We start from the raw sequence: 18,346 nt of genomic DNA, 5'->3' as shown, positions 1-18,346 counted from the left end.
TCACGCCCCGCCTTCCCAGGGTCGGCCCAGTACGAACACGCAGTCGCCCAGGCCCGTTCGCGCGGGGATGCGCCGTGCGAGGACGACACCATCGCAGGGGGACATCACCGGGTCCGGCTCCCTCCACGGCGCGGACGTGGAGCGGATCAGCCCGACGGCCTGGCCGCGGTGGACCGAATCCCCCAGCGACACCAGCGGTTCGAACAGCCCCCGTTCGGTGGAGCCGGCGTAGATGTACTCGTGTGCCGGTGTCCGATACAGCATCGTCGTCGTGGCCGGCGGTTCGGTGGTGAGCGGCGTGCGCAACAGACCGACGTGGTACAGCAGCCGCAGCACGCCTTGCTCGGCGAGCCGGACCTCCTCGCGGCCGACGGACGCGCCACCGCCCAGCTCCGTGGACAGGTGGAACACCCCCGTGCGCCGACAGGCGCCGATCAGCGCGGCGTCACCGCCCGTGGAGTGGTCGATGATCATCGAGGTGGGCATGCCGAACGCCTTGAGCATGTCCAGGGAGCGGGCGAACCGGTCCGGGTCGTCCGACCGGGCGGCCACGGCTACGGGGAGGTACTCGATCGACTTGCCGCCTGAGTGCAGGTCGAAGGCGTACTGCACGCGGGGCAGGATGTGGCTCTCGATGAAGTGGGCGATCATCTCCGTGGGCTGGCCGTCGGGCCGGCCCGGGAAGTCGCGGTTGAGGTTGCCGCCGTCGAGCGGGGAGGTCCGCCGGTCCGCCTCCACAGCGGGTGCGTTGGCGGCCGGCAGGACGATGAGCCGGCCGGTGAGGTCGGCGGCCCGCAGCCGCCGCAGCAGCCGCATCACCACCACTTGGCCCTCGTACTCGTTGCCGTGGTTGCCGGCCATGAGCAACACGGTGGGACCGTCGCCGTTGCGCAGCGACACGATCGGGATCCCCGTGTAGCCGTAGCCGGCGTCGCCGTCGGATGTGCGGTGAACTGCGAGCGGCAACCGCAGATAGCCACGGGACTCCCCCTCGGCGTCCAGGTCGATGTCGGTGAAGATCCGAGTGCGCGCGGTGGTCATCGCTCATCCCTCACCGAGTCGGCCTGCGCGGCGATGGCCGCCTTGCGCCGCTCGGCCTCGCCGACGATCTCGTCGTAGAAGGCGGACGCGGCCGGGTCGAAGTCCGTCGTCGGCCGCGGTTCCGGGCGGAAGTGTCCGTGGCGGTCGGTGCCGCGGACCAACGTGGCGCTGTCCCGGAAGCCGGTGGTCTGCCGGACGTGGGCGGCGACGTATCGGATGGTGATCCCGCAACGCCGTACATCCGATGTGTTCGGCAGGGAGCCGTGCACCAGCATCGTGTGATGCAGCGAAAACTCGCCCGGCTGCAGTTCGAGGTCGACGGCGGCCGCTTCGTCGACGTCGACCTGGATCTCCTGGCCGCGACTGGCCATGTTGCCGGCGGCGAAGGTGTCGGTGTGCCGCAGCTGGCCCTCGGTATGGCTTTGGGGGACGACACGCATACAGCCGTTGCGCCGGGTGCTCGGGGTCAGTGCCACCCAGGCGGTGACGACGCTGGGCTCGGACAGCCCCCAGTAGGTGGCGTCCTGGTGCCAGGCAAGGAAGCCCGGATCGTGCGGCTTCTTATCGAAATGGCCGGTCGCCCAGGCCAGGATGTCGGGGCCGAGCACGTCCTCGACGGCATCGAGGATCCGCGGCTCGCGCATGAGCTCGTTGAGCCATGTCATCAGGAGGTGGGGCTTGACCTTGGCGCGCGTCCACAGGCCGGGATTGTCGACCTCGAGCCGGTCCATCCGGCCGCGGTAGCCGACCGCGACCTCGGCGTCGAATGCGCGGATGGGACATACATAGCCGTCGGTCCGGTATCCCTGGACCTGCGCATCGGTGAGGATCTTGGGCACCTTCCGGTCTCCTTGGTGATCAATGGTGATAGGCGTGACGGATTGCGGTGAGGCCGCGTTGCAGGGCGCCGCGGTCGGGCGGTGCACCGACACCGAACCGGACCGTCTCAGGGGCGGTGTCGTCGCCGACGTAGAAGGTGGCGCTGGTGCCGATGGACGCGCCCGCGGCGAGCGCCGCGGCCGCGAAGTCGGCAGCCGTGCGGCCCGGGGGCACGGGCAGCCAGACGTGCAGGGATTCGGGGGTTGTACGGTGGCCGATCCCGTCCAGCGCGGCTGTCACCAGCTCGTGGCGGGCGTGTGTCTCGGCCCGGACCGCGTCGATGATCGCGGTGGCCCCGTCGTCCTCGACGAGGCCGGTCGCCACGGCCGCGTTGATCGGCGCGACCATCCAGTAGGTGCTGCGGACGCCGGGCCAGAACCGCGCCTTGGCGGACTCCGCGTCCGGAGTGACGACGTAGGCGACCTTCAGCCCGGGCGCGATGCTCTTGGCGGTGCCGAGCACGTACCAGGACAGCTCCGGCAGGTACACCGACAGCGGCGGGGGCGCGGCCGCGGGAAGGAGGCTGTAGATGTCGTCCTCGATCACGGACACACCGTGCCGGCGGCATACGTCGGCGATCGCGCGGCGACGGTCGTCGCCCATGGTGCCGGTGGTGGGGTTCTGTAGCGTCGGCATGGTGTAGAGAGCGGCGGGCCGTCGGGTCCGGCAGATGTGCTCGAACGCGTCCGGATCGATCCCCTCGCCGTCCATCGCCAAGGGAGCGAGGTCGATGCCGAGCATCGAGACGAACGTGCGGATCGTCGGGTAGGTCAATTCCTCGACGGCGAGCACCCCGCCGCGGGGAACCAGCCCCGAGAGCAGCTGGGTGAGGATGCTCTGGGTGCCGTTGGCGACGACGACCCGCTCCGGGGCCGGTGTCGTCCCCAGGCGCCGCGCGGTGAACGCGGCACCGGCGGCCCGATCGCGGTCGGACCCGCGGTACTGGTGGGCGCCGATCAGGCGCGACGGCGACCGCCGGGTGAGCACGGCGTCGAGAGCGGCTCCGTACCGTGCGTCGAACACCTCCGGGACGTCGGGCGGAAGGTTGCCGCTCATGAAGACCGGGCCCTCACGGCGGCGCAGGTCGTCGGGGTTGTGGTCGGAGGCTGTAAGCGTCGTCATGACGGGGTGACTCCTTGTGATCGTGTGGCCGACGCGGTCACCGCACCGCGTGGCCGTCCAGCCCAGGGCCGTCCGCGCCGCGGCCGACCTGCGCCGTCGGTGCCAGGCTCGGAGGTGGAGGTTGCGCACCAACCAAGCCCGGATGGCTGGTGCATGAACTATCCAGTGGCCCATCTTTCATTGGGATGGATTATCCAGACGTCTCCTTGACGACCGCCGCACGCCTCCGGGGTCGGGACGCGCCAAACGTGGACCGCCCCGCGCTCCCGCCACCCCCACCCCATAGGACGTCACCTTTTGAGCATTGCCTATACCAGTCAGACCACAGTATGGTCAGTGGCGTAACTGGTCTGCGAAAGAGTTGACCGAGAGGGAGTTCCTCCTGTGCGGGTGTCGCCGATCGTCTTCCCGGACCCAGAGGCCCTGGGGCGCAAGCTGGCCGCGGAGATCGCCGTGGAAATCGAGAATGCCGCGCGAGCGGGACGGTCGTATGTGCTCGGGTGTCCGGGCGGGCGCAGTGCCGCCAGCACCTACCGGGCGCTGGCGGACGAGGTGGCCGCGCGGCGGCTGGACCTGGGACACGTCGTCATCGTGATGATGGACGAGTACGTCGAGGCCACACCGCTGGGTTCGCCCGGCTGGGAGTACCGCGCGATCGACTCCGGACTGCCGCACAGCTGCCTTCGCTTCGGGCGGGAGGAGATCGTCGGGCCGATGAACGCCGCGGCGGGCCCGGGGCGGGGGATCGCGCCGGAGCGGCTGTGGGGGCCGGATCCGGCCGATCCCGAAGCCTATGAGCGACGGATCGCGGAGCTCGGCGGGATCGATCTGTTCCTGCTGGCCTCCGGGGCGGGCGATGGGCACATCGCCTTCAACCCGGTGGGCAGCCCGGCGGACTCGCGGACCAGGGTGGTCCCGCTGGGCGAACAGACCAGGACCGACAATCTGGCGACCTTCCCGACGTTCCGGGGCCTGGACGACGTTCCCCGCTACGGGGTCACGGTCGGCATCGCCACCATCCGTACGCAGTCCAAGCGGGTGGTCATGGTGGCCCACGGCAGCGACAAGGGCAAGGCGGCGGCGCGGCTCGCCCAGGCGGAGGGGTACGAGGCCGACTGGCCGGCCACCGTCTTCGCCGACTGCGCGCACCCGCGGCTCTACCTCGACCAGGCGGCGGTGGCCGCCTCAGCGGCACTCACCTCGCTCTGAAGCCGCAGCTCACACCGGAATCCCAAGCTGAATCACCAAGAGATCCTGGAGGATCGATGGCTCGCGTCAAGATTGCCTACCTCGGCGGTGGCTCCTCGCGTGGAGCGGGGACCATGGCCTCCTTCATGCACCACGGCAAGGAGTTCGACGGCTCCGAGTTCGTCCTGATCGACCTCGATCAGGACCGGCTCGATATAGTCCGGACGATCACCGAGAAGATGGCCCGCAACGCGGGCCTCGACATCACCATCAGCACCGCGACCGACCAGCGCGAGGGCCTGCGCGACGTCGACGCCGTGCTCACCAGCTACCGTCCCGGCGGCTTCGAGGCCCGTGCGCTGGACGAGCGGATCCCGCTCAAGTACGGGGTCATCGGCCAGGAGACGCAGGGGCCGGGCGGCACGATGATGGCACTGCGCTCGATCAACATCATCAAGGAGGTCTGCGCCAACCTCGCCGACGTCGCCCCCCGCGCCCGGATCTTCAACTACACCAACCCGGTCAACATCGTCTCCCAGGCGGTCTCCGACTACACCGACATCCCGATCGTCTCCTTCTGCGAGGGCCCGATCGTCTTCCCGCCGGTCGTCGCCAAGGCCGCCGGTCTCGACCCGGAAAAGCTCAAGGCCAATCTCGTCGGCGTCAACCACAACTGCTGGTCCAACGAGGCGACCTACGACGGCCAGGACGCCTTCCCGATCCTGCGCGAGCGCTACGAAGCGCTGAAGGACAAGCCCACCGAGGACCGCAACGGCATGCGTGCGCTGCACCTGGCGGTGGCGATGGAGTCCATTCCCTCGGACTACTTCAACTACTACTACTTCAAGGACGAGATCCTGCGCGAGCGGCAGCTGGCCGCCAAGACCCGCTCCGAGGTCATCCTGGACTCGCTGCCCGACTACTGGGAGCACTACCGGGAGCAGGCCGCCTCCGACGCCCCGCAGCTCGAGAAGGACCGCTCACGCGGCGGGATCCACGAGCTGGAGCTGGCCATCGAGGCGATCAGCGCGTTCTACAACGACGCCCCGGCGCGTCTCCCCTTCAACATCACCAACACCGGCGGCTGGCTGCCCGGGTTCGAGGAGTCGACCGTCGTCGAGCTGTGGGGCACGGTGGACGGCGGAGGCTTCCACCCCGAGCAGCAGAAGCCGCTGCCGCACTCGGTGCGTGGCATCGTCCAGCAACTGGCCGAGTACCAGATCCTCACCGCCAAGGCGGCCTGGGAGGGCACCGCCGCGGACGCCGTCCGAGCCCTGACGGCCAATCCGCTGGTGCCCTCGCTGCCGGTGGCCGAGGCGCTGTACGCCGAGCTGGCCACGGCGCAGCGGGCCTGGCTGCCGGAGCGTCTGCTGCCGTGACGCGGGAGCAGACGGCATGTCCCGCGTCCGCGCTCTACCTGGGCGTGGACGCGGGCAACAGCAAGACCGCGGCCCTGGTGTCCACCGCCTCCGGCGAGGTGGTGGGCGCCGGGCGTTCGGGTTGCGGGGACATCTACGGGGCGCCGACCCCCGAGATCGCGGTGTCCGAGGTGCTGGCGGCGGTACGGGCGGCCCTGGCCCAGGCCGGGGCGGAGTTCCGGGCCGTCCGGAGTGTGGCCTTCCGGCTGGCCGGGGTCGACTGGCCCGAGGACCAGGGCTACTGGGACGCGGCTCTGACGCGACATTGTCCCGGCGTCCTGACCAGGCGCAGCATCCTCAACGACGGTTATGCCGCCATCCGGTGCGGCGATGCCCGCGGCGTCGGCGTCTCGGTGACCGGCGGGACGTCGGGGGCGATCGCCGCTCGCGGACCCGGCGGTGAGCTGTGGGACATGGGCTGGTGGGGCCAGTACCCCATGGGCGCCACAGGCCTGGCGAACGAGGCGTTCCGGGCGGTGTTCCTCGCCGAGTTGGGGCTCGGCCGGCCGACCGCCCTGACCGAGGCCCTGCTCGCGCACTACGGCAAGCCCACCGTGGCGGCGCTCAACCACTGGCTCACTCGCCGTCAGGGCCATGCCTCCGGTCGGGAGCGGAACAGCTGCGCCCGCGTGGTCGCGGCGGTGGCCGCGGCGGGTGATCCGGCGGCGGTGGAGATCGTCCGGGCCCAAGGACGCCATCTGGCCCAGTACGCCGGGGTGGCCGCGCGGCGCACCGGGCTGGCGCGGGCGGGCGGGCCGGTGAGTGTCGTGCTGTCGGGCTCGGTCCTGATGGCGGAGGGCTCTCCGGTCGCCGATGCGCTGTTCGCGGAGCTGCCCGCGCACGTCCCCGGAGCGGTGCTGCACCGCGGCTCCCTGCCACCGGTGGCCGGTGCGCTGCTGGACGCCCTCGCCGAGGGCGGGGTGGCGTTGGCGGACCCGATGGTGGCCGACGCCGTGCTGGAGAAGGTGACGGGGAGTCTGCCGCCCCGGGAGTTCCTGGCCACTTGAGGCGCGTCGCCCCGGCGTCCGCCGCCGAGGCGACGTCAGGGGCGCACCGGGCGGAACAGGTCGGCCTGGAAGCGGTAGGCATCGCTGCGGTAGACCATCCGGCCGGTCAGTACCAGCGAGCCGTCGTCGGTGTAGGTCAGCTCCTCACCGATCAGCACCGGGTCGCCCGGCTCGAGCTCCAGCAGTTCGGCGGTGGTCTGGTCGGCCGCCGCCGCGTGGACCGTGTAGGAGCTGCGGGCGATACGCAGCCCGCAGTCCTGCTCCAGGGTCTCGTACAGGGAACGGTCGGTGAGGTCGATCTCGGCCAGCTGGGGCGCGAGGCCCAGGACCACCACGCTGGAGTCCACGCACACCGGCACTCCGTCCATACGGCGCAGCCTGCGCAGTTCGAGGACCCGGGAGGCGGGAGCGACGGACAGTTGCTCGGCCTCTTCGAAGGTGGCCGGGCGGGCGCGGCGGCGCAGCACCTCGGACTCCGGGCGCAGCCCGCGGGCGCGCGCCATCTCGGAGAAGCTCTGCAGGGTGCTCGGCGGTTCGCCGACGACGTTGCGGCGGACGAACCAGCCGCGCTGCGAGGAGCGTTCCAGCTTGTTCTCCTCGGCCAGCCGGCCCAGCGCCAGGCGCAGGGTGGAGCGGCTGACTCCGAGGTCCGCGGCGAGGTCCCGCTCCCCCGGCAACCGGCTTCCCGCCGCATAGACCCCGCGGCGCAACGCCTCGCTGAGTCGGCGGTAGGTCTGCGCAACGGCGGCCCCGGCCTTGGTGTCCTCCACGCTCGTCATGCCCATTACGTTACCAAGACTGGTCTGCCGAGTGGAGTAAACAAACCAGCTTCCTACATCTGGACTAAGTGGTCTGCTGCGCCTAGGCTCGCGAGCATCCGGACTTTCGGGACACCCCATCGAGGACAGGAGACACCGTGGTCTCGCACCGCAGAACTCGACGGATCGCCGGAGCGCTGACGCCTTTGGCGGCGGCCGGCCTGCTCGCCGGCTGCATGCCGGGCACCAACGGCAACAGTGCGGACAACTCCGCGAAACCAGGCGCGGTCGCCACCGATCCAGCCGCGATGGGCAAGGTCACGTTGCACATACTGGACTACTTCACCGGCGATCCTGACAACGCCTGGATGAAGGACGTCGTCACGGCATTCGAGAAGAAGTACCCCAACATCACCATCGAGCGGAACTCGCTGCCCTGGGACCAGGTGATGGCCGCCCTGCCGCTCAAGCTGAAGTCCGCCAACCCCCCGGACATCGTCCCGGCCAACAACGGCTGGCAGTCGCTGGGAACCCTCGTCCGCGGCGGGCTGGTGCTCAATATGGACAACTACGCCAAGGCTTACGGATGGAAGCGGTCCTTCCCGCGGTCCATCCTGGAGGAGCACGAGTTCAGCCTCGACGGCAAGCAGATGGGCACCGGCTCGATGTTCGGCATCCCGGTCGCCCGCGCCTCGCTGATCGAGGTCTACTACAACCGGGCCCTGCTCAAGAAGATCGGTGCCAAGGTCCCGCACAGCTACGCCGAGTTCCAGGCCGCTCTCGCCAAGGCCAAGGCGGACGGCATCACGCCCATCACAATGGGCACCTCGGACCAGGTCAAGATCACCGTGCCGCTCTTCTCGCTGATGAACGCCTTCGGCGCACAGAGCAAGATCTCCGACTTCATCTACTCGCACGGCAAGGTGAAGATCACCCAGACCGGCTTCCCGCAGGCGGTGTCCACCTTCAAGCAGTGGGCCGACAAGGGCTACCTGGTCAAGGACTACGCCGGGACCAACTCGGACAACGCCGCCCAGTCCTTCGTCAACGGCAAAGGGCTGTTCCATTTCAACTACTCGGGCTCGCTGCCGTTCAAGCCGGGACAGTCCAAGGGGTTCGGTTCGTTCGTCCTGCCCCGTGCGGACGGCGGCAAGCCGGTGGCCACGGCCTCCTCCGCGACCAACTTCTCCATCGCCTCGAAGTCCAAGCACGCCGACGCCGCCGCGGCCTTCCTCGACTTCGCCGCCAGTGAGCAGGCGGCCAAGCTCGCCGTCCGGCACGAGACGATGCCGCTGTTGCACCCGGATGTGAAGGCCCCCGCGGGGAATCCGCTGTTCAGTGACGATGTGGCCATCGCCGGGCAGATCTCGGCGGAGGGCACATCCGTGCCCTATCTGGACTGGACCACACCGACGATGCTGGACACCATCAACCGCGCCATGCAGAACACGCTGGCCGGGAAGTCCACGCCGAAAGCGGTGGTCGACGCCGCCGACAAGGACGCCACCGCATTCGTGAAGAGCCTGGCGAGGTAGGCCATGGCCACACTCAACGAAAGCCGCGCCTCCGAGGCCGCCACCGTGGCCGCGCCCGCCACCGCTACCGCGGGCGGCGAATCCGTCCATCCCCCGCGGCGCGCGAACCACCCTCGGCGGTCCTCGCGCCGGCGCCGCCGCTGGCTGGGGCTGGCATACCTCGCCCCCGCACTGCTGATCTACGCATGCGTGGTGCTGCTGCCGGCGGGGCAGGGGGTGAATCTGTCCTTCTACCACTGGGACGGAATCACGGCGGCCACCTGGGCGGGAGTGGAGAACTACACCGACTTCTTCACCGATCCGACGCTGCGCCAGGCGGTCGGCCACACTCTGTTCTTCATCGTCTTCTTCTCCTTCCTGCCGGTCGTCCTGGGGATGACGAGCGCGGCACTGACCGCACGCAAGGACACCCGCGGTGCCGGGGTCTACCGCTGGATCATCTTCCTTCCCCAGGTGCTCACCCCGGCCGTCGTCGCGGTGGTGTGGAAGCAGATCTACGCCCCGGACGGGCCCCTCAACAGCGTGCTCACCGCCTTCGGCCTGGGCGGGCTGACCCGTGGCTGGCTGGGCGACTTCACCTGGGCGCTGCCCGCCCTCGGCCTGGCCGGAACCTGGGGGGCGTTCGGCCTGTGCATGGTGCTGTTCGCCGCCGGAGCGCAGAACATCCCGAACGAGCTCTACGACGCCGCGCGCATGGACGGGGCGGGCCCGCTACGCGAGTTCTTCACGGTGACCCTGCCGGGCCTGCGCGGACAGCTCGCCGTGGCGCTGACGCTCACCCTGCTCGGCGCGATCAGGGTCTTCGACATCGTCTGGCTCACCACCAAGGGTGGCCCGGGAACCTCCACCATCACCCCCACCGTGGTGCTCTACAAGCGGGCCTTCAGCAATCCGGACGTCGGCGCGGCCTGCGCCATCGGCGTGGTGCTGGCGGTGGTCGCGCTGATCGTGTCGCTGGCCGTGGTCAAGCTCTCCGAAAGTGACGACTGATGATCTCCACGCGGGAAAAGGTTTTCAACTACGCCTTTCTGACCCTGCTCGCCGCCGCGGTACTCTTCCCGGTGATCTGGACCCTGGGCATCGCGGTGAGCCCCGAGATCACCGGGTCACTGGACCTCGGTCATATGCAGTGGTCCAACTTCACCGAGGCCTGGCAGCAGGCCGGCCTCACGCAATATCTGAAGTCCAGCCTGATCATCACCGGTACGGCGGTGGCCATCTCGACCGCGCTGGCGATCCTCAGCGGCTACGCCTTCGGAGTGCTGGGCGTGGTGGGGGAAAAGCTGCTCTTTCCGCTGATGCTCTTCGGGATCATGATCCCCCTCGAGGCGATCGTCGTCCCGATGTACTACGACTTCCAGTCGCAGGGACTGACCGACACCTACCAGGGCATCATCCTCGCGCATGTGGGCACGGGAGTGAGCTTCGGCGCGTTCTGGATGCGCGCGGCCTTCCGCACGGTGCCTTCCAGCATCGGCGAGTCGGCTCAGGTGGACGGCGCCGGCACCTGGAGCGCGCTGTGGCGGATCTATCTGCCGATCTCCCGGCCCGCGATCGTCACCTTCGTCCTGCTCAACTTCATGTGGACCTGGAACGACTACTTCCTCTCCCTGATCCTGGTCTCCGATCCGGCTCACCAGCCGATGACGCTGGGCCTGGGCGCCTTCTCCGGCCGCTATCTGGTGCACGTCAACCTGCTCGCGGCGGCGGCGGTGCTGATCTCCGTCCCGGTCGTGGGCCTGTATGTGTTCTGTCAGCGGCAGTTCATCCGCGGCATGCTCTCCGGCGCGGTCAAGGGCTGAGATATCGGCTCGTTATGAAACACGTGAAACACAGAGGAATTCACCTCTTTACTGCGAATGGTTACTTGATGAATGGCTTTCAACGAGGAGGTGCCCTCGTGGCACAGGCGGAGCGGGCCCGCGAGGCGGTCGTCGAAACGGCCCTCGCCAGGCTCGATCTGAGCGCGAAGGCCCGGCTCCTGGCCGGGCAGGACAGGTGGTCCCTGCCGGCGCTCCCCGAGATCGGTCTGAAGTCCCTGGTCATGTCCGACGGCCCGATCGGGGTGCGCGGTGTGCGCTGGACCGCCGACGACCCGTCGATCGCCCTGCCGTCCCCGACCGCGCTCGCCGCGACCTGGGACCGGGAACTGGCCCACCGCGCCGGCGTCCTGCTCGCCCAGGAGGCCCGCCGCAAGGGCGTACACGTCCTGCTCGCCCCCACCGTCAATCTGCACCGCTCCCCGCTCGGCGGCCGTCACTTCGAGGCATACAGCGAGGACCCGTACCTGACCGGCGCCATCGGCGCCGGCTATGTGAACGGCGTCCAGTCCGGCGGCGTGGGCACCACGGTCAAGCACTTCGTCGCCAACGACGCCGAGACCGACCGCTTCACCGTGGACAACCTGATCTCCGAGCGCGCCCTGCGCGAGCTGTACCTGGCTCCCTTCGAGATCATCGTCGGGAACGCCCGCCCCTGGGGCATCATGACCGCCTACAACGCGGTCAACGGCACGACCATGACCGAGCACCGCCACCTGGTGAACGAGATCCTGCGCGCGGAGTGGGGCTTCGACGGCTTCAACGTCTCGGACTGGACGGCCGCCCGGTCGACGAAGGGCGCCATCGAGGGCGGCCTCGACGTGGCCATGCCCGGCCCGACGACGGTCTACGGCGACGCCCTCGCCCAGGCGGTGCGGGACGGCCGGGTCGAGGAGACCACGGTCGACGACGCCGTACGCAATGTGCTGCGGCTGGCCGCCCGCGTCGGCATCCTGGAGGGCGCGAACCCCGTCGTCACCGACCTGCCGGACCTCATCGACGGTGAGGAACTGGCACGCGAGATCGCCCGCCGCTCCTTCGTCCTGCTCCGCAACGAGCGCGAAGCCCTGCCGCTGAGGCCCGGAACGGTGGCGCTGATCGGCGCCGCCGCGCGCGACGCCCGCATCCTCGGCGGCGGCTCCGCCATCGTCTTCCCCTCCCGGATCGTCTCCCCGCTCGACGGCCTGACCGCCGCTCTCCCCGAGGGCGCCCTCAGCTACGCCGTCGGCGCCGACCCCAGTACCGAACTCGCCATAGCCCGCCGGGACTTCGAGCTCAGCGCCGTGTGCCGGGACATCGAAGGCACGGTCATCGGCACCTGCCGCGTCCCCGACGGGCAGATCCACTGGTCCGGTGTGGACCTCCCCGAGGGCGTCACCATCCAGCGCCTCCACACCATCGAGCTCACCGGCACCTTCACCCCGCGCGAGACCGGTCCGCACACCTTTGGGATCAAGGGCATCGGCGCGTATCGGCTCGGCGTCGACGGCACGACGTACTACGACGACGTCCAGCGCCTCGACAACGACGACCCCTTCTCGGGGCTCTTCAACGCCCCGGTGCCCCGCGCCGAGGCCGAACTCACCGCCGGCGAACCCGTCGAGGTCTCCCTCATCCACCACGTCACGGTGTCCGAGGACGAGGCCCTCATGAAGGACATCACCTTCGCCCTCGCCCACCAAGGGCCGCGGCGCGACCCCGATGAACTGATCGCCGAGGCGGTCGAGGCCGCCCGCGCCGCCGACACCGCCGTGGTCGTCGTCGCCACCACCGAACGGGTCGAGTCGGAGGGCTTCGACCGCACCGATCTGCGTCTCCCCGGCCGCCAGGACGACCTGGTCCGCGCCGTCGCCGCCGCCAATCCCCGCACCGTCGTGATCGTCAACTCCGGCTCCCCGGTGGAGCTTCCGTGGCGGGAGGAGGTCGCCGCCGTGCTGCTGAGCTGGTTCCCCGGCCAGGAGGCCGGCGCGGCCCTCGCCGACGTGCTCACGGGCGCCCATGAACCCGGCGGCCGACTCCCCACCACCTGGGGCTCCCTCGACGATGCCCCGGTCACCCAAGTGGTCCCGGAGGACGGTGAACTCTCCTACTCCGAAGGCGTGTTCATCGGATACCGCGCCTGGGAGAAGGAGGGCCGCACCCCGGTCTACGCCTTCGGACACGGGCTCGGCTACACCGACTGGACCTACGAGTCCGTCGAGTCCGACGGCACCACGGTGACCGTCCGCCTCCGCAACTCCGGTGAGCGCGCGGGCCGCGAGGTCGTCCAGGTCTACCTCTCCCCCAGCGAGCCGGACGCCGAGCGACCCGCCCGCTGGCTGGCGGGCTTCGCCGGTGTCGGGGCCGGGCCCGGCGAGAGCGCCGAGGTCACCATCGGTCTCCCGCGGCGCGCCTTCGAGATATGGGACGAGAAGACCAGCACGTGGTCTCTTGTGAACGGTTCGTACGAGATCGAGGTGGGCCGCTCGATCACGGACCGTCGCCTGGCGACGACGATCAACGTCTGACCCGGGCGCCACATACGTGCCCCGGCCCGGGACCTGACGCCCGGGCCGGGGCACCGGCCAGAACTACGGGCTGCCGCTTCCGTCATCGCCGCGGCGGCATCCCCCAGGCCCGCGACCGGCCACACGGCCGCACCCCGGGCCGGGTACCGTCCTCACCGCGTCTGTCACCGACCGACGGGTCCCAGGTACTCCCGGCACAGCTCGATGAACCGGTCCACCGACGCGTGCCCCGCCCGCGGCCGCCACGCGACCACCAGCGTGGTGGTCGGGACGGGCTCGACGAACCGTCGCACGCGCACCCCGGGCGGGCAGAGCTTCCGCGCCCGGTGCTCGTCCAGAACGGCGATGCAGCCACCGCCTGCGACCTCACGCAGCATGTGCTCGGCGTCGGGCTGTTCCAGGACCACCCGCTGGGGCCGGTCGCCCCAGATCTGCCGTCGGATCTCGTCGTGGTACCCCGGCCCCTGGGCCCTGGGCCAGTGAACCAGCGGCAACTCGATCACATCGTCCGGCGAGACGCGTTCCCGGGCCGCCAGCGGGTGGTCCTCAGCCATCGCCACCACCAACTCCTCCGTGGCGACGACCAGCGACTCCACCGGCCGGTGGCGCACCGCCGCCCGCACGAACGCCACGTCCACCTGGTCCGCTTCCAGGAGCTCCAGGTTCCGGCTCGTCCACGCGGTGGACAGGGACAGCCGAACCTCCGGGTAGCGCACGCGGAACCGTTCCACGAGTTCGTGCATGTTCAGATCGGCGCCGGAGCGGGTGTAGGCCACCCGCAGTACTCCGGTGGGCCGCTCCGCCGCCGCCCGGACCCGTTCGACACACAACCTGGCCTCGGCGAGCACCCGCTCGCCATGCTCGCGCAACACTTCACCGGCCGCGGTGAGGGTGATCGACTTGGTACCCCGGTGGATCAGCGGTGTGCCGAGTTCCTGCTCCAGAACCTTGATCTGCTGCGAGAGACCCGGCTGCGAAATGTACAGTTCCTCGGCCGCCCGACCGAAATGGAGCACACGCGCGAGCACCAGGAAGTACTCCAGTCGCCGCAGGTCCACGCCGGGAACATTACACGGGCCCGACCGTAGTCGCAGCCGGCGGGAACAGCCGAGGAACCGGGGCCCTTCCGTCGGCACCCCGCTTGTGCAACCAACTCACACATCACATCCGAGGCTGTTCAGCGGACCTTCACTTGGCGGCGTAGGGGGACTCACCCACCGTACTGAGGCTTGCGGCACCACCGGCGGTGTCCCTCCGCCCAGAACCCGTAAGGACCATCCTTATGTCACGCCCCCTGCGCCCTTCCGCGCTCGCCGCCGCCACCCTGCTGCCGCTGGTGCTGACCGCCTGCGGCAGCAGCGCCGCCGGTGACACCTCCTCCAGCAGAGCGAACCCCGACACCCTGACGATGGCGATCATTCCGTCCGAGGACGCGGGCTCGACGGCCCAGCACTACAAGCCGCTCGTCAAGCTGATCGAGGACGAGACCGGCAAGAAGGTCGTGCTGCAGAAAGCGACGAACTACGCCGCCGTGATCGAGGCCCAGCGCGCGCACAAGGCCCAGATCGCGGTCTACGGCCCGCTGTCGTACGTGGTCGCCAAGAAGAGCGGTGTGGGGGTGGAGCCGATCGCCCGCCAGCTCCTCACCAAGGGCGGCACCCCCGGCTACTGGTCGTACGGCATCACCCGCGGCGGGAACAAGGACATCAGCGGTCTGTCCGACTTCAAGGGCCATAAGGTGTGCTTCGTCGACGAGAACTCCACGTCCGGCTATCTGTACCCGCGCGCGGGGCTGAAGAAGGCCGGGCTGAAGGACGGCTCGTACACCAAGGTGATGGCGGGCGGCCACGACGCGTCCGCGCTCTCGGTGGCCCACGGGGACTGCGACGCGGGCTTCGCGGACAACACGATGGTCGACCAGCTGCTGATCCAGAAGGGCAAGCTGAAGAAGGGCGACCTGAAGGTGGTGTGGAAGTCGCCGCTCATCCCCAGCTCCCCGGTCGGGGTCTCCACCGACCTCAGCGGCAAATTGCGCCGCCAGCTCACCGACGTCTTCACCAAGAAGGCCAACGCCGACTATCTGAAGTCCAAGGGGTACTGCAAGGGCGACGGCTGCTTCATCTACGGCTACTGGGGTTACGTCCCGGTCAAGGACTCCGACTACAAGACCGTGCGCGATGTGTGCGCCACCACCGGCGACCCGCAGTGCGAGGCCGGCTCGTGACGGCCCTCGACACCCTGGCCGAGACCCCGGCCGGGGCGGACCAGGCCCGGCCGGTGATCCGGCTCACCGGCCTCACCAAGCGGTTCGGCGGCGGCCCCGACGTCCGGACCGCACTCGACCAGGTCTCCTTCGATGTCACCGGCGGTGAGGTGGTCGCGCTCCTGGGGCTGTCCGGCTCCGGGAAGTCCACCCTCCTGGCCCAGCTCAACGGGTTGCAGCGGCCCACCTCCGGCACCGGCACCGTGCTCGGCACCGACCTGGCCGGCACCGGGGACGCCGGACTGCGGGAGCTGCGCCGCCGTATCGGGTTCGTCTTCCAGCAGTTCCACCTGGTGGGCCGGCTCACGGTCCTGGAGAACGTGTGCACCGGGGCGCTCGGTTCGCTGCGCGGCCCCCGGCTCGGCCTGTTCACCTACCCGCGCGCCATCCGCGAGCGCGCCCTGGACGGGCTGGAGCGGGTCGGCCTCGCCGGACACGCCTTCCAGCGGGCCGACACCCTCTCCGGTGGCCAGCAGCAGCGCGTCGCCGTGGCCAGATCCCTGATGCAGCGTCCCGAGCTGCTGCTCGCGGACGAGCCCGTGGCCTCGCTCGACCCCGAGTCCTCCGCCCAGATCATGCGGCTGCTCAGGGACGTCGCCGACCAGGGCCGCCTCACCGTCCTGTGCAGCCTGCACCAGGTGGATGTGGCCCTCTCCTGGGCCGACCGGATCATCGGCCTGCGCCAGGGCCGGGTGGTGATGGACCTCGCCACCCGCGACATCGACCGCGCCGAAGTGATGCGGCTGTACACCGAAGTCGGCGCGGATCCGGCAGTTCTCCCCGCGACGGTCGCGCCACCCACGGGAACGGGGTGAGGCGTGTCCACCATTGACCAGCGCCCCCCGCTCACCCCCACCGCCGAGCCCGGCGCGACCACCGCGCGGCGGACCCTGGCGCGCCCGAGTGTCCCGGGAGTGGCGGCCGGACTCGCCCTGCTGATCTGCCTGGCCGGTGGCATCTGGGCCTTCGCCGTTCTGCGTCTGAACATCGCCACCCTCATCGACAGCGCGGGCAACGCGGTCGATTTCTCCAGCCGGATGCTGCCGCTGGACTTCCCACCCGCGCCGGAACTGCTCGGCCTGCTCTGGCAGACCCTGGCCGTCGTCATCGCGGGCACGGCCCTCTCGGTCGTGCTGAGCGTGCCGGTGGCTCTCCTCGCCGCCCGCAACACCACGCTCAACGTGCCCTGCCGGGTGGCGGCGCGCGCGGCCATCGTGTTGTGCCGCGCCGTGCCCGATGTCGTCTTCGCCATCGCCGCCTTCCGGGTGTTCGGCCTGGGCGGCATGACCGGCGTCGTGGCCCTCGGTATGCACTCCGTCGGCATGGTCGGAAAGCTCACCGCGGACGCCGTCGAGCAGATCGACGAGGGTCCGCGCACCGCGCTCAGGGCGGCGGGTGCCGGCCGGCTCCAGCAGATCACCGGTGCCGTCCTCCCTCAGGTGCTGCCCTCCCTGGTGGCCACCGCCCTGCACCGTCTCGACATCAACCTGCGCGTTTCGGTGGTGCTCGGTTTCGTCGGCGTCGGCGGTATCGGCTACAGCCTCGCCACCGCCGTCAACCGGCTCGACTACCAGCGGGCCATGGCGCTCGCCCTCGTGGTGCTGCTGACGTGTTTCGCGTTCGAGTCGGTCTCCGGCGCCGTCCGGCGCACCCTGCTGCCGGAGGTGACCACCCGGTCCCGCCGCCCGCGGTGGCGCGGCTCCGCGGCGCGGAACACCACGGTGAAGGTCCCACGGGTGGCTGTGTCCCCCGCGCCCGGACACCCCCCGTCCCGCACCGCCGTCTCGAGCGGCGACGGCACGTCCGGCGTCCGCCCGCGGACCAGCCCACCGTGGAACGGGCCACGAGTGCGCCGTACGGTCTGGCTGATCCTGGCACTGGCACTCGTCGTGGCCTCCGCCGTGCGGTCCGGTGTCTCCTGGCAAGCCCTGTCCCGCGCCGCCGGCTCCTTCCTGCCCACCCTCGGTGACTTCCTGCCGCCCGGCACCGCCGGAGCCGGCGGCACCCTCCTGGACGATCTGTGGGTCACATTGCAGATCTCGCTGGCCGGCACGCTGATCGGCCTGGTGCCCGCCGTACTGCTGGGCGTGCTGGCGGCGGGGAACGTGGTGGGGTCGCCGCGGGTGGCACGGTTCTTCAGGACGGTGATCCTGTGTGTGCGGGGCATTCCGGAACTCATCCTGGCCATCGTCCTCGTCGTGGTCACCGGCCTCGGTCCGGTGGCCGGGGCACTGGCACTCGGCGTCGGGTCCATCGGGCTGCTCGGCAAGCTGGTGGCCGACTCCCTGGAGGAGGTGGAGCCGGGACCCGTCCGTGCCCTGCTGGCCACCGGCGCCCGGCGGCACCAGGTCTTCTTCGGCGCGATCCTGCCGCGCGCCTGGCCCGCCGTGCTCGGCCATGTGCTGTATCAGCTCGATGTCAACATCCGCTCGGCCACACTGCTCGGCATCGTGGGCGCGGGCGGCCTCGGCTATGACCTGCTCAACGCCGCCCGGGTCCTGGAATTCGGCGTGGTGACCACCGTGGTGCTGATGATCCTCGCTGTCGTACTGCTGGTGGAGGGGATCGCGGTGTGGGTACGGAAGGTGTACGCCTGACGCCACGTGTGGAGGCCGGTGGAGGCGCGTGCCGACTCGGACGGCCCGCTCTGTCCCGGACAGAGCGGGCCGTCGTCGTTCCCCGTCCCGTCCCCCGCGCCCGGGCCGCGCCGCCCACTGGGCGCCGCCCGGCCGCGGCTGAAAAGGCGCAACAAGTGTTCCTTTCGTTCACTTGCGCGCCGGGGGCCGATGAGGTGCGGACACTTGTACG

15 protein-coding genes are annotated in these 18,346 nt (G+C 70.1%); 10 read left to right on the top strand and 5 right to left on the bottom strand.

Annotated features, from left to right (window positions below; genetic code table 11):
- From JK364_RS38120 to JK364_RS38110, 3 genes are read right to left on the bottom strand one after another with little or no spacing between them, the layout of a single operon-like run.
- On the bottom strand, positions 1 to 1,041 hold the full coding sequence (locus JK364_RS38120) for a succinylglutamate desuccinylase/aspartoacylase family protein (protein ID WP_201855981.1): 1,041 nt from the start codon (positions 1,039 to 1,041) through the stop codon (positions 1 to 3).
- Positions 1,038 to 1,880: a phytanoyl-CoA dioxygenase family protein gene (locus JK364_RS38115; protein WP_201855980.1), complete on the bottom strand. Its 843-nt coding sequence runs from the start codon at positions 1,878 to 1,880 to the stop codon at positions 1,038 to 1,040. The genes JK364_RS38120 and JK364_RS38115 overlap by 4 nt, the downstream gene beginning before the upstream one ends.
- A 19-nt stretch (positions 1,881 to 1,899) precedes the next feature.
- Complete coding sequence (locus tag JK364_RS38110) at positions 1,900 to 3,042, bottom strand: aminotransferase-like domain-containing protein (RefSeq protein ID WP_201855979.1); 1,143 nt, start codon at positions 3,040 to 3,042, stop codon at positions 1,900 to 1,902.
- A gap of 384 nt (positions 3,043 to 3,426) precedes the next feature.
- Here JK364_RS38110 and JK364_RS38105 point away from each other — a divergent pair, with 384 nt between their 5' ends.
- The 3 genes from JK364_RS38105 to JK364_RS38095 are packed head-to-tail and all read left to right on the top strand — an operon-like array spanning position 3,427 to position 6,655.
- Entirely contained in the window at positions 3,427 to 4,251 is an 825-nt protein-coding gene (locus JK364_RS38105; protein WP_201855978.1) for a 6-phosphogluconolactonase, read from the top strand.
- A 56-nt stretch (positions 4,252 to 4,307) separates the two neighbouring features.
- Positions 4,308 to 5,609, top strand: a complete 1,302-nt coding sequence (locus JK364_RS38100; protein WP_201855977.1) for a family 4 glycosyl hydrolase — start codon at positions 4,308 to 4,310, stop codon at positions 5,607 to 5,609.
- On the top strand, positions 5,606 to 6,655 hold the full coding sequence (locus tag JK364_RS38095; RefSeq protein WP_201855976.1) for a BadF/BadG/BcrA/BcrD ATPase family protein: 1,050 nt from the start codon (positions 5,606 to 5,608) through the stop codon (positions 6,653 to 6,655). Before JK364_RS38100 ends, JK364_RS38095 begins: the two co-directional genes overlap by 4 nt.
- Positions 6,656 to 6,690: 35 nt before the next feature.
- Here the strand turns inward: JK364_RS38095 and JK364_RS38090 are convergent, their stop codons facing one another.
- Positions 6,691 to 7,434, bottom strand: a complete 744-nt coding sequence (locus JK364_RS38090; protein ID WP_201855975.1) for a GntR family transcriptional regulator — start codon at positions 7,432 to 7,434, stop codon at positions 6,691 to 6,693.
- Between the two features lie 137 nt (positions 7,435 to 7,571).
- Here JK364_RS38090 and JK364_RS38085 point away from each other — a divergent pair, with 137 nt between their 5' ends.
- The 4 genes from JK364_RS38085 (at position 7,572) to JK364_RS38070 (ending at position 13,275) form a co-directional block, all read left to right on the top strand.
- Positions 7,572 to 8,948: an ABC transporter substrate-binding protein gene (locus JK364_RS38085; protein WP_201855974.1), complete on the top strand. Its 1,377-nt coding sequence runs from the start codon at positions 7,572 to 7,574 to the stop codon at positions 8,946 to 8,948.
- Between the two features lie 3 nt (positions 8,949 to 8,951).
- Positions 8,952 to 9,938 carry a carbohydrate ABC transporter permease gene (locus JK364_RS38080; RefSeq protein ID WP_201855973.1) on the top strand — a complete coding sequence of 329 codons (987 nt, stop codon included), beginning with the start codon at positions 8,952 to 8,954 and terminating at the stop codon, positions 9,936 to 9,938.
- A complete protein-coding gene (locus tag JK364_RS38075) occupies positions 9,938 to 10,750 on the top strand; it encodes a carbohydrate ABC transporter permease (RefSeq protein ID WP_201855972.1) in 813 nt (270 codons plus the stop codon). The genes JK364_RS38080 and JK364_RS38075 overlap by 1 nt, the downstream gene beginning before the upstream one ends.
- 98 nt (positions 10,751 to 10,848) lie before the next feature.
- Positions 10,849 to 13,275: a beta-glucosidase gene (locus JK364_RS38070; protein ID WP_307841498.1), complete on the top strand. Its 2,427-nt coding sequence runs from the start codon at positions 10,849 to 10,851 to the stop codon at positions 13,273 to 13,275.
- A 164-nt stretch (positions 13,276 to 13,439) separates the two neighbouring features.
- Here JK364_RS38070 and JK364_RS38065 read toward each other — a convergent pair whose 3' ends face one another.
- The gene (locus tag JK364_RS38065) at positions 13,440 to 14,333 is read right to left on the bottom strand and encodes a LysR family transcriptional regulator (RefSeq protein ID WP_201855970.1); all 894 of its coding nucleotides are present in this window, start codon (positions 14,331 to 14,333) and stop codon (positions 13,440 to 13,442) included.
- A 224-nt stretch (positions 14,334 to 14,557) separates the two neighbouring features.
- On the opposite strand from JK364_RS38065, the gene JK364_RS38060 reads away from it, so the two are divergent.
- The 3 genes from JK364_RS38060 to phnE are packed head-to-tail and all read left to right on the top strand — an operon-like array spanning position 14,558 to position 18,135.
- Positions 14,558 to 15,499, top strand: a complete 942-nt coding sequence (locus JK364_RS38060; RefSeq protein ID WP_201855969.1) for a phosphate/phosphite/phosphonate ABC transporter substrate-binding protein — start codon at positions 14,558 to 14,560, stop codon at positions 15,497 to 15,499.
- Positions 15,496 to 16,353 (top strand): phosphonate ABC transporter ATP-binding protein, encoded by an 858-nt coding sequence (phnC, locus tag JK364_RS38055; protein WP_307841497.1) that lies wholly within the window; start codon positions 15,496 to 15,498, stop codon positions 16,351 to 16,353. The genes JK364_RS38060 and phnC overlap by 4 nt, the downstream gene beginning before the upstream one ends.
- A gap of 3 nt (positions 16,354 to 16,356) precedes the next feature.
- Positions 16,357 to 18,135 (top strand): phosphonate ABC transporter, permease protein PhnE, encoded by a 1,779-nt coding sequence (gene phnE / locus JK364_RS38050; RefSeq protein WP_307841496.1) that lies wholly within the window; start codon positions 16,357 to 16,359, stop codon positions 18,133 to 18,135.
- The last annotated feature ends 211 nt before the right edge of the window (positions 18,136 to 18,346 follow it).

The organism is Streptomyces endocoffeicus, from assembly GCF_016741935.1.
Taxonomy (GTDB): domain Bacteria; phylum Actinomycetota; class Actinomycetes; order Streptomycetales; family Streptomycetaceae; genus Streptomyces; species Streptomyces endocoffeicus.
Note: the sequence above shows the minus strand (reverse complement) of the source record. Positions and strands in the feature narration are given on the sequence as shown.

Bases quoted from the DNA above. Each gene is read 5' to 3' on its own strand.
- JK364_RS38075 (WP_201855972.1), top strand. From the start codon at position 9,938: ATGATCTCCACGCGGGAAAAGGTTTTCAACTACGCCTTTCTGACCCTG.
- JK364_RS38110 (WP_201855979.1), bottom strand. From the start codon at position 3,042: ATGACGACGCTTACAGCCTCCGACCACAACCCCGACGACCTGCGCCGC.
- JK364_RS38100 (WP_201855977.1), top strand. From the start codon at position 4,308: ATGGCTCGCGTCAAGATTGCCTACCTCGGCGGTGGCTCCTCGCGTGGA.
- JK364_RS38090 (WP_201855975.1), bottom strand. From the start codon at position 7,434: ATGACGAGCGTGGAGGACACCAAGGCCGGGGCCGCCGTTGCGCAGACC.
- JK364_RS38080 (WP_201855973.1), top strand. From the start codon at position 8,952: ATGGCCACACTCAACGAAAGCCGCGCCTCCGAGGCCGCCACCGTGGCC.
- JK364_RS38120 (WP_201855981.1), bottom strand. From the start codon at position 1,041: ATGACCACCGCGCGCACTCGGATCTTCACCGACATCGACCTGGACGCC.
- JK364_RS38060 (WP_201855969.1), top strand. From the start codon at position 14,558: ATGTCACGCCCCCTGCGCCCTTCCGCGCTCGCCGCCGCCACCCTGCTG.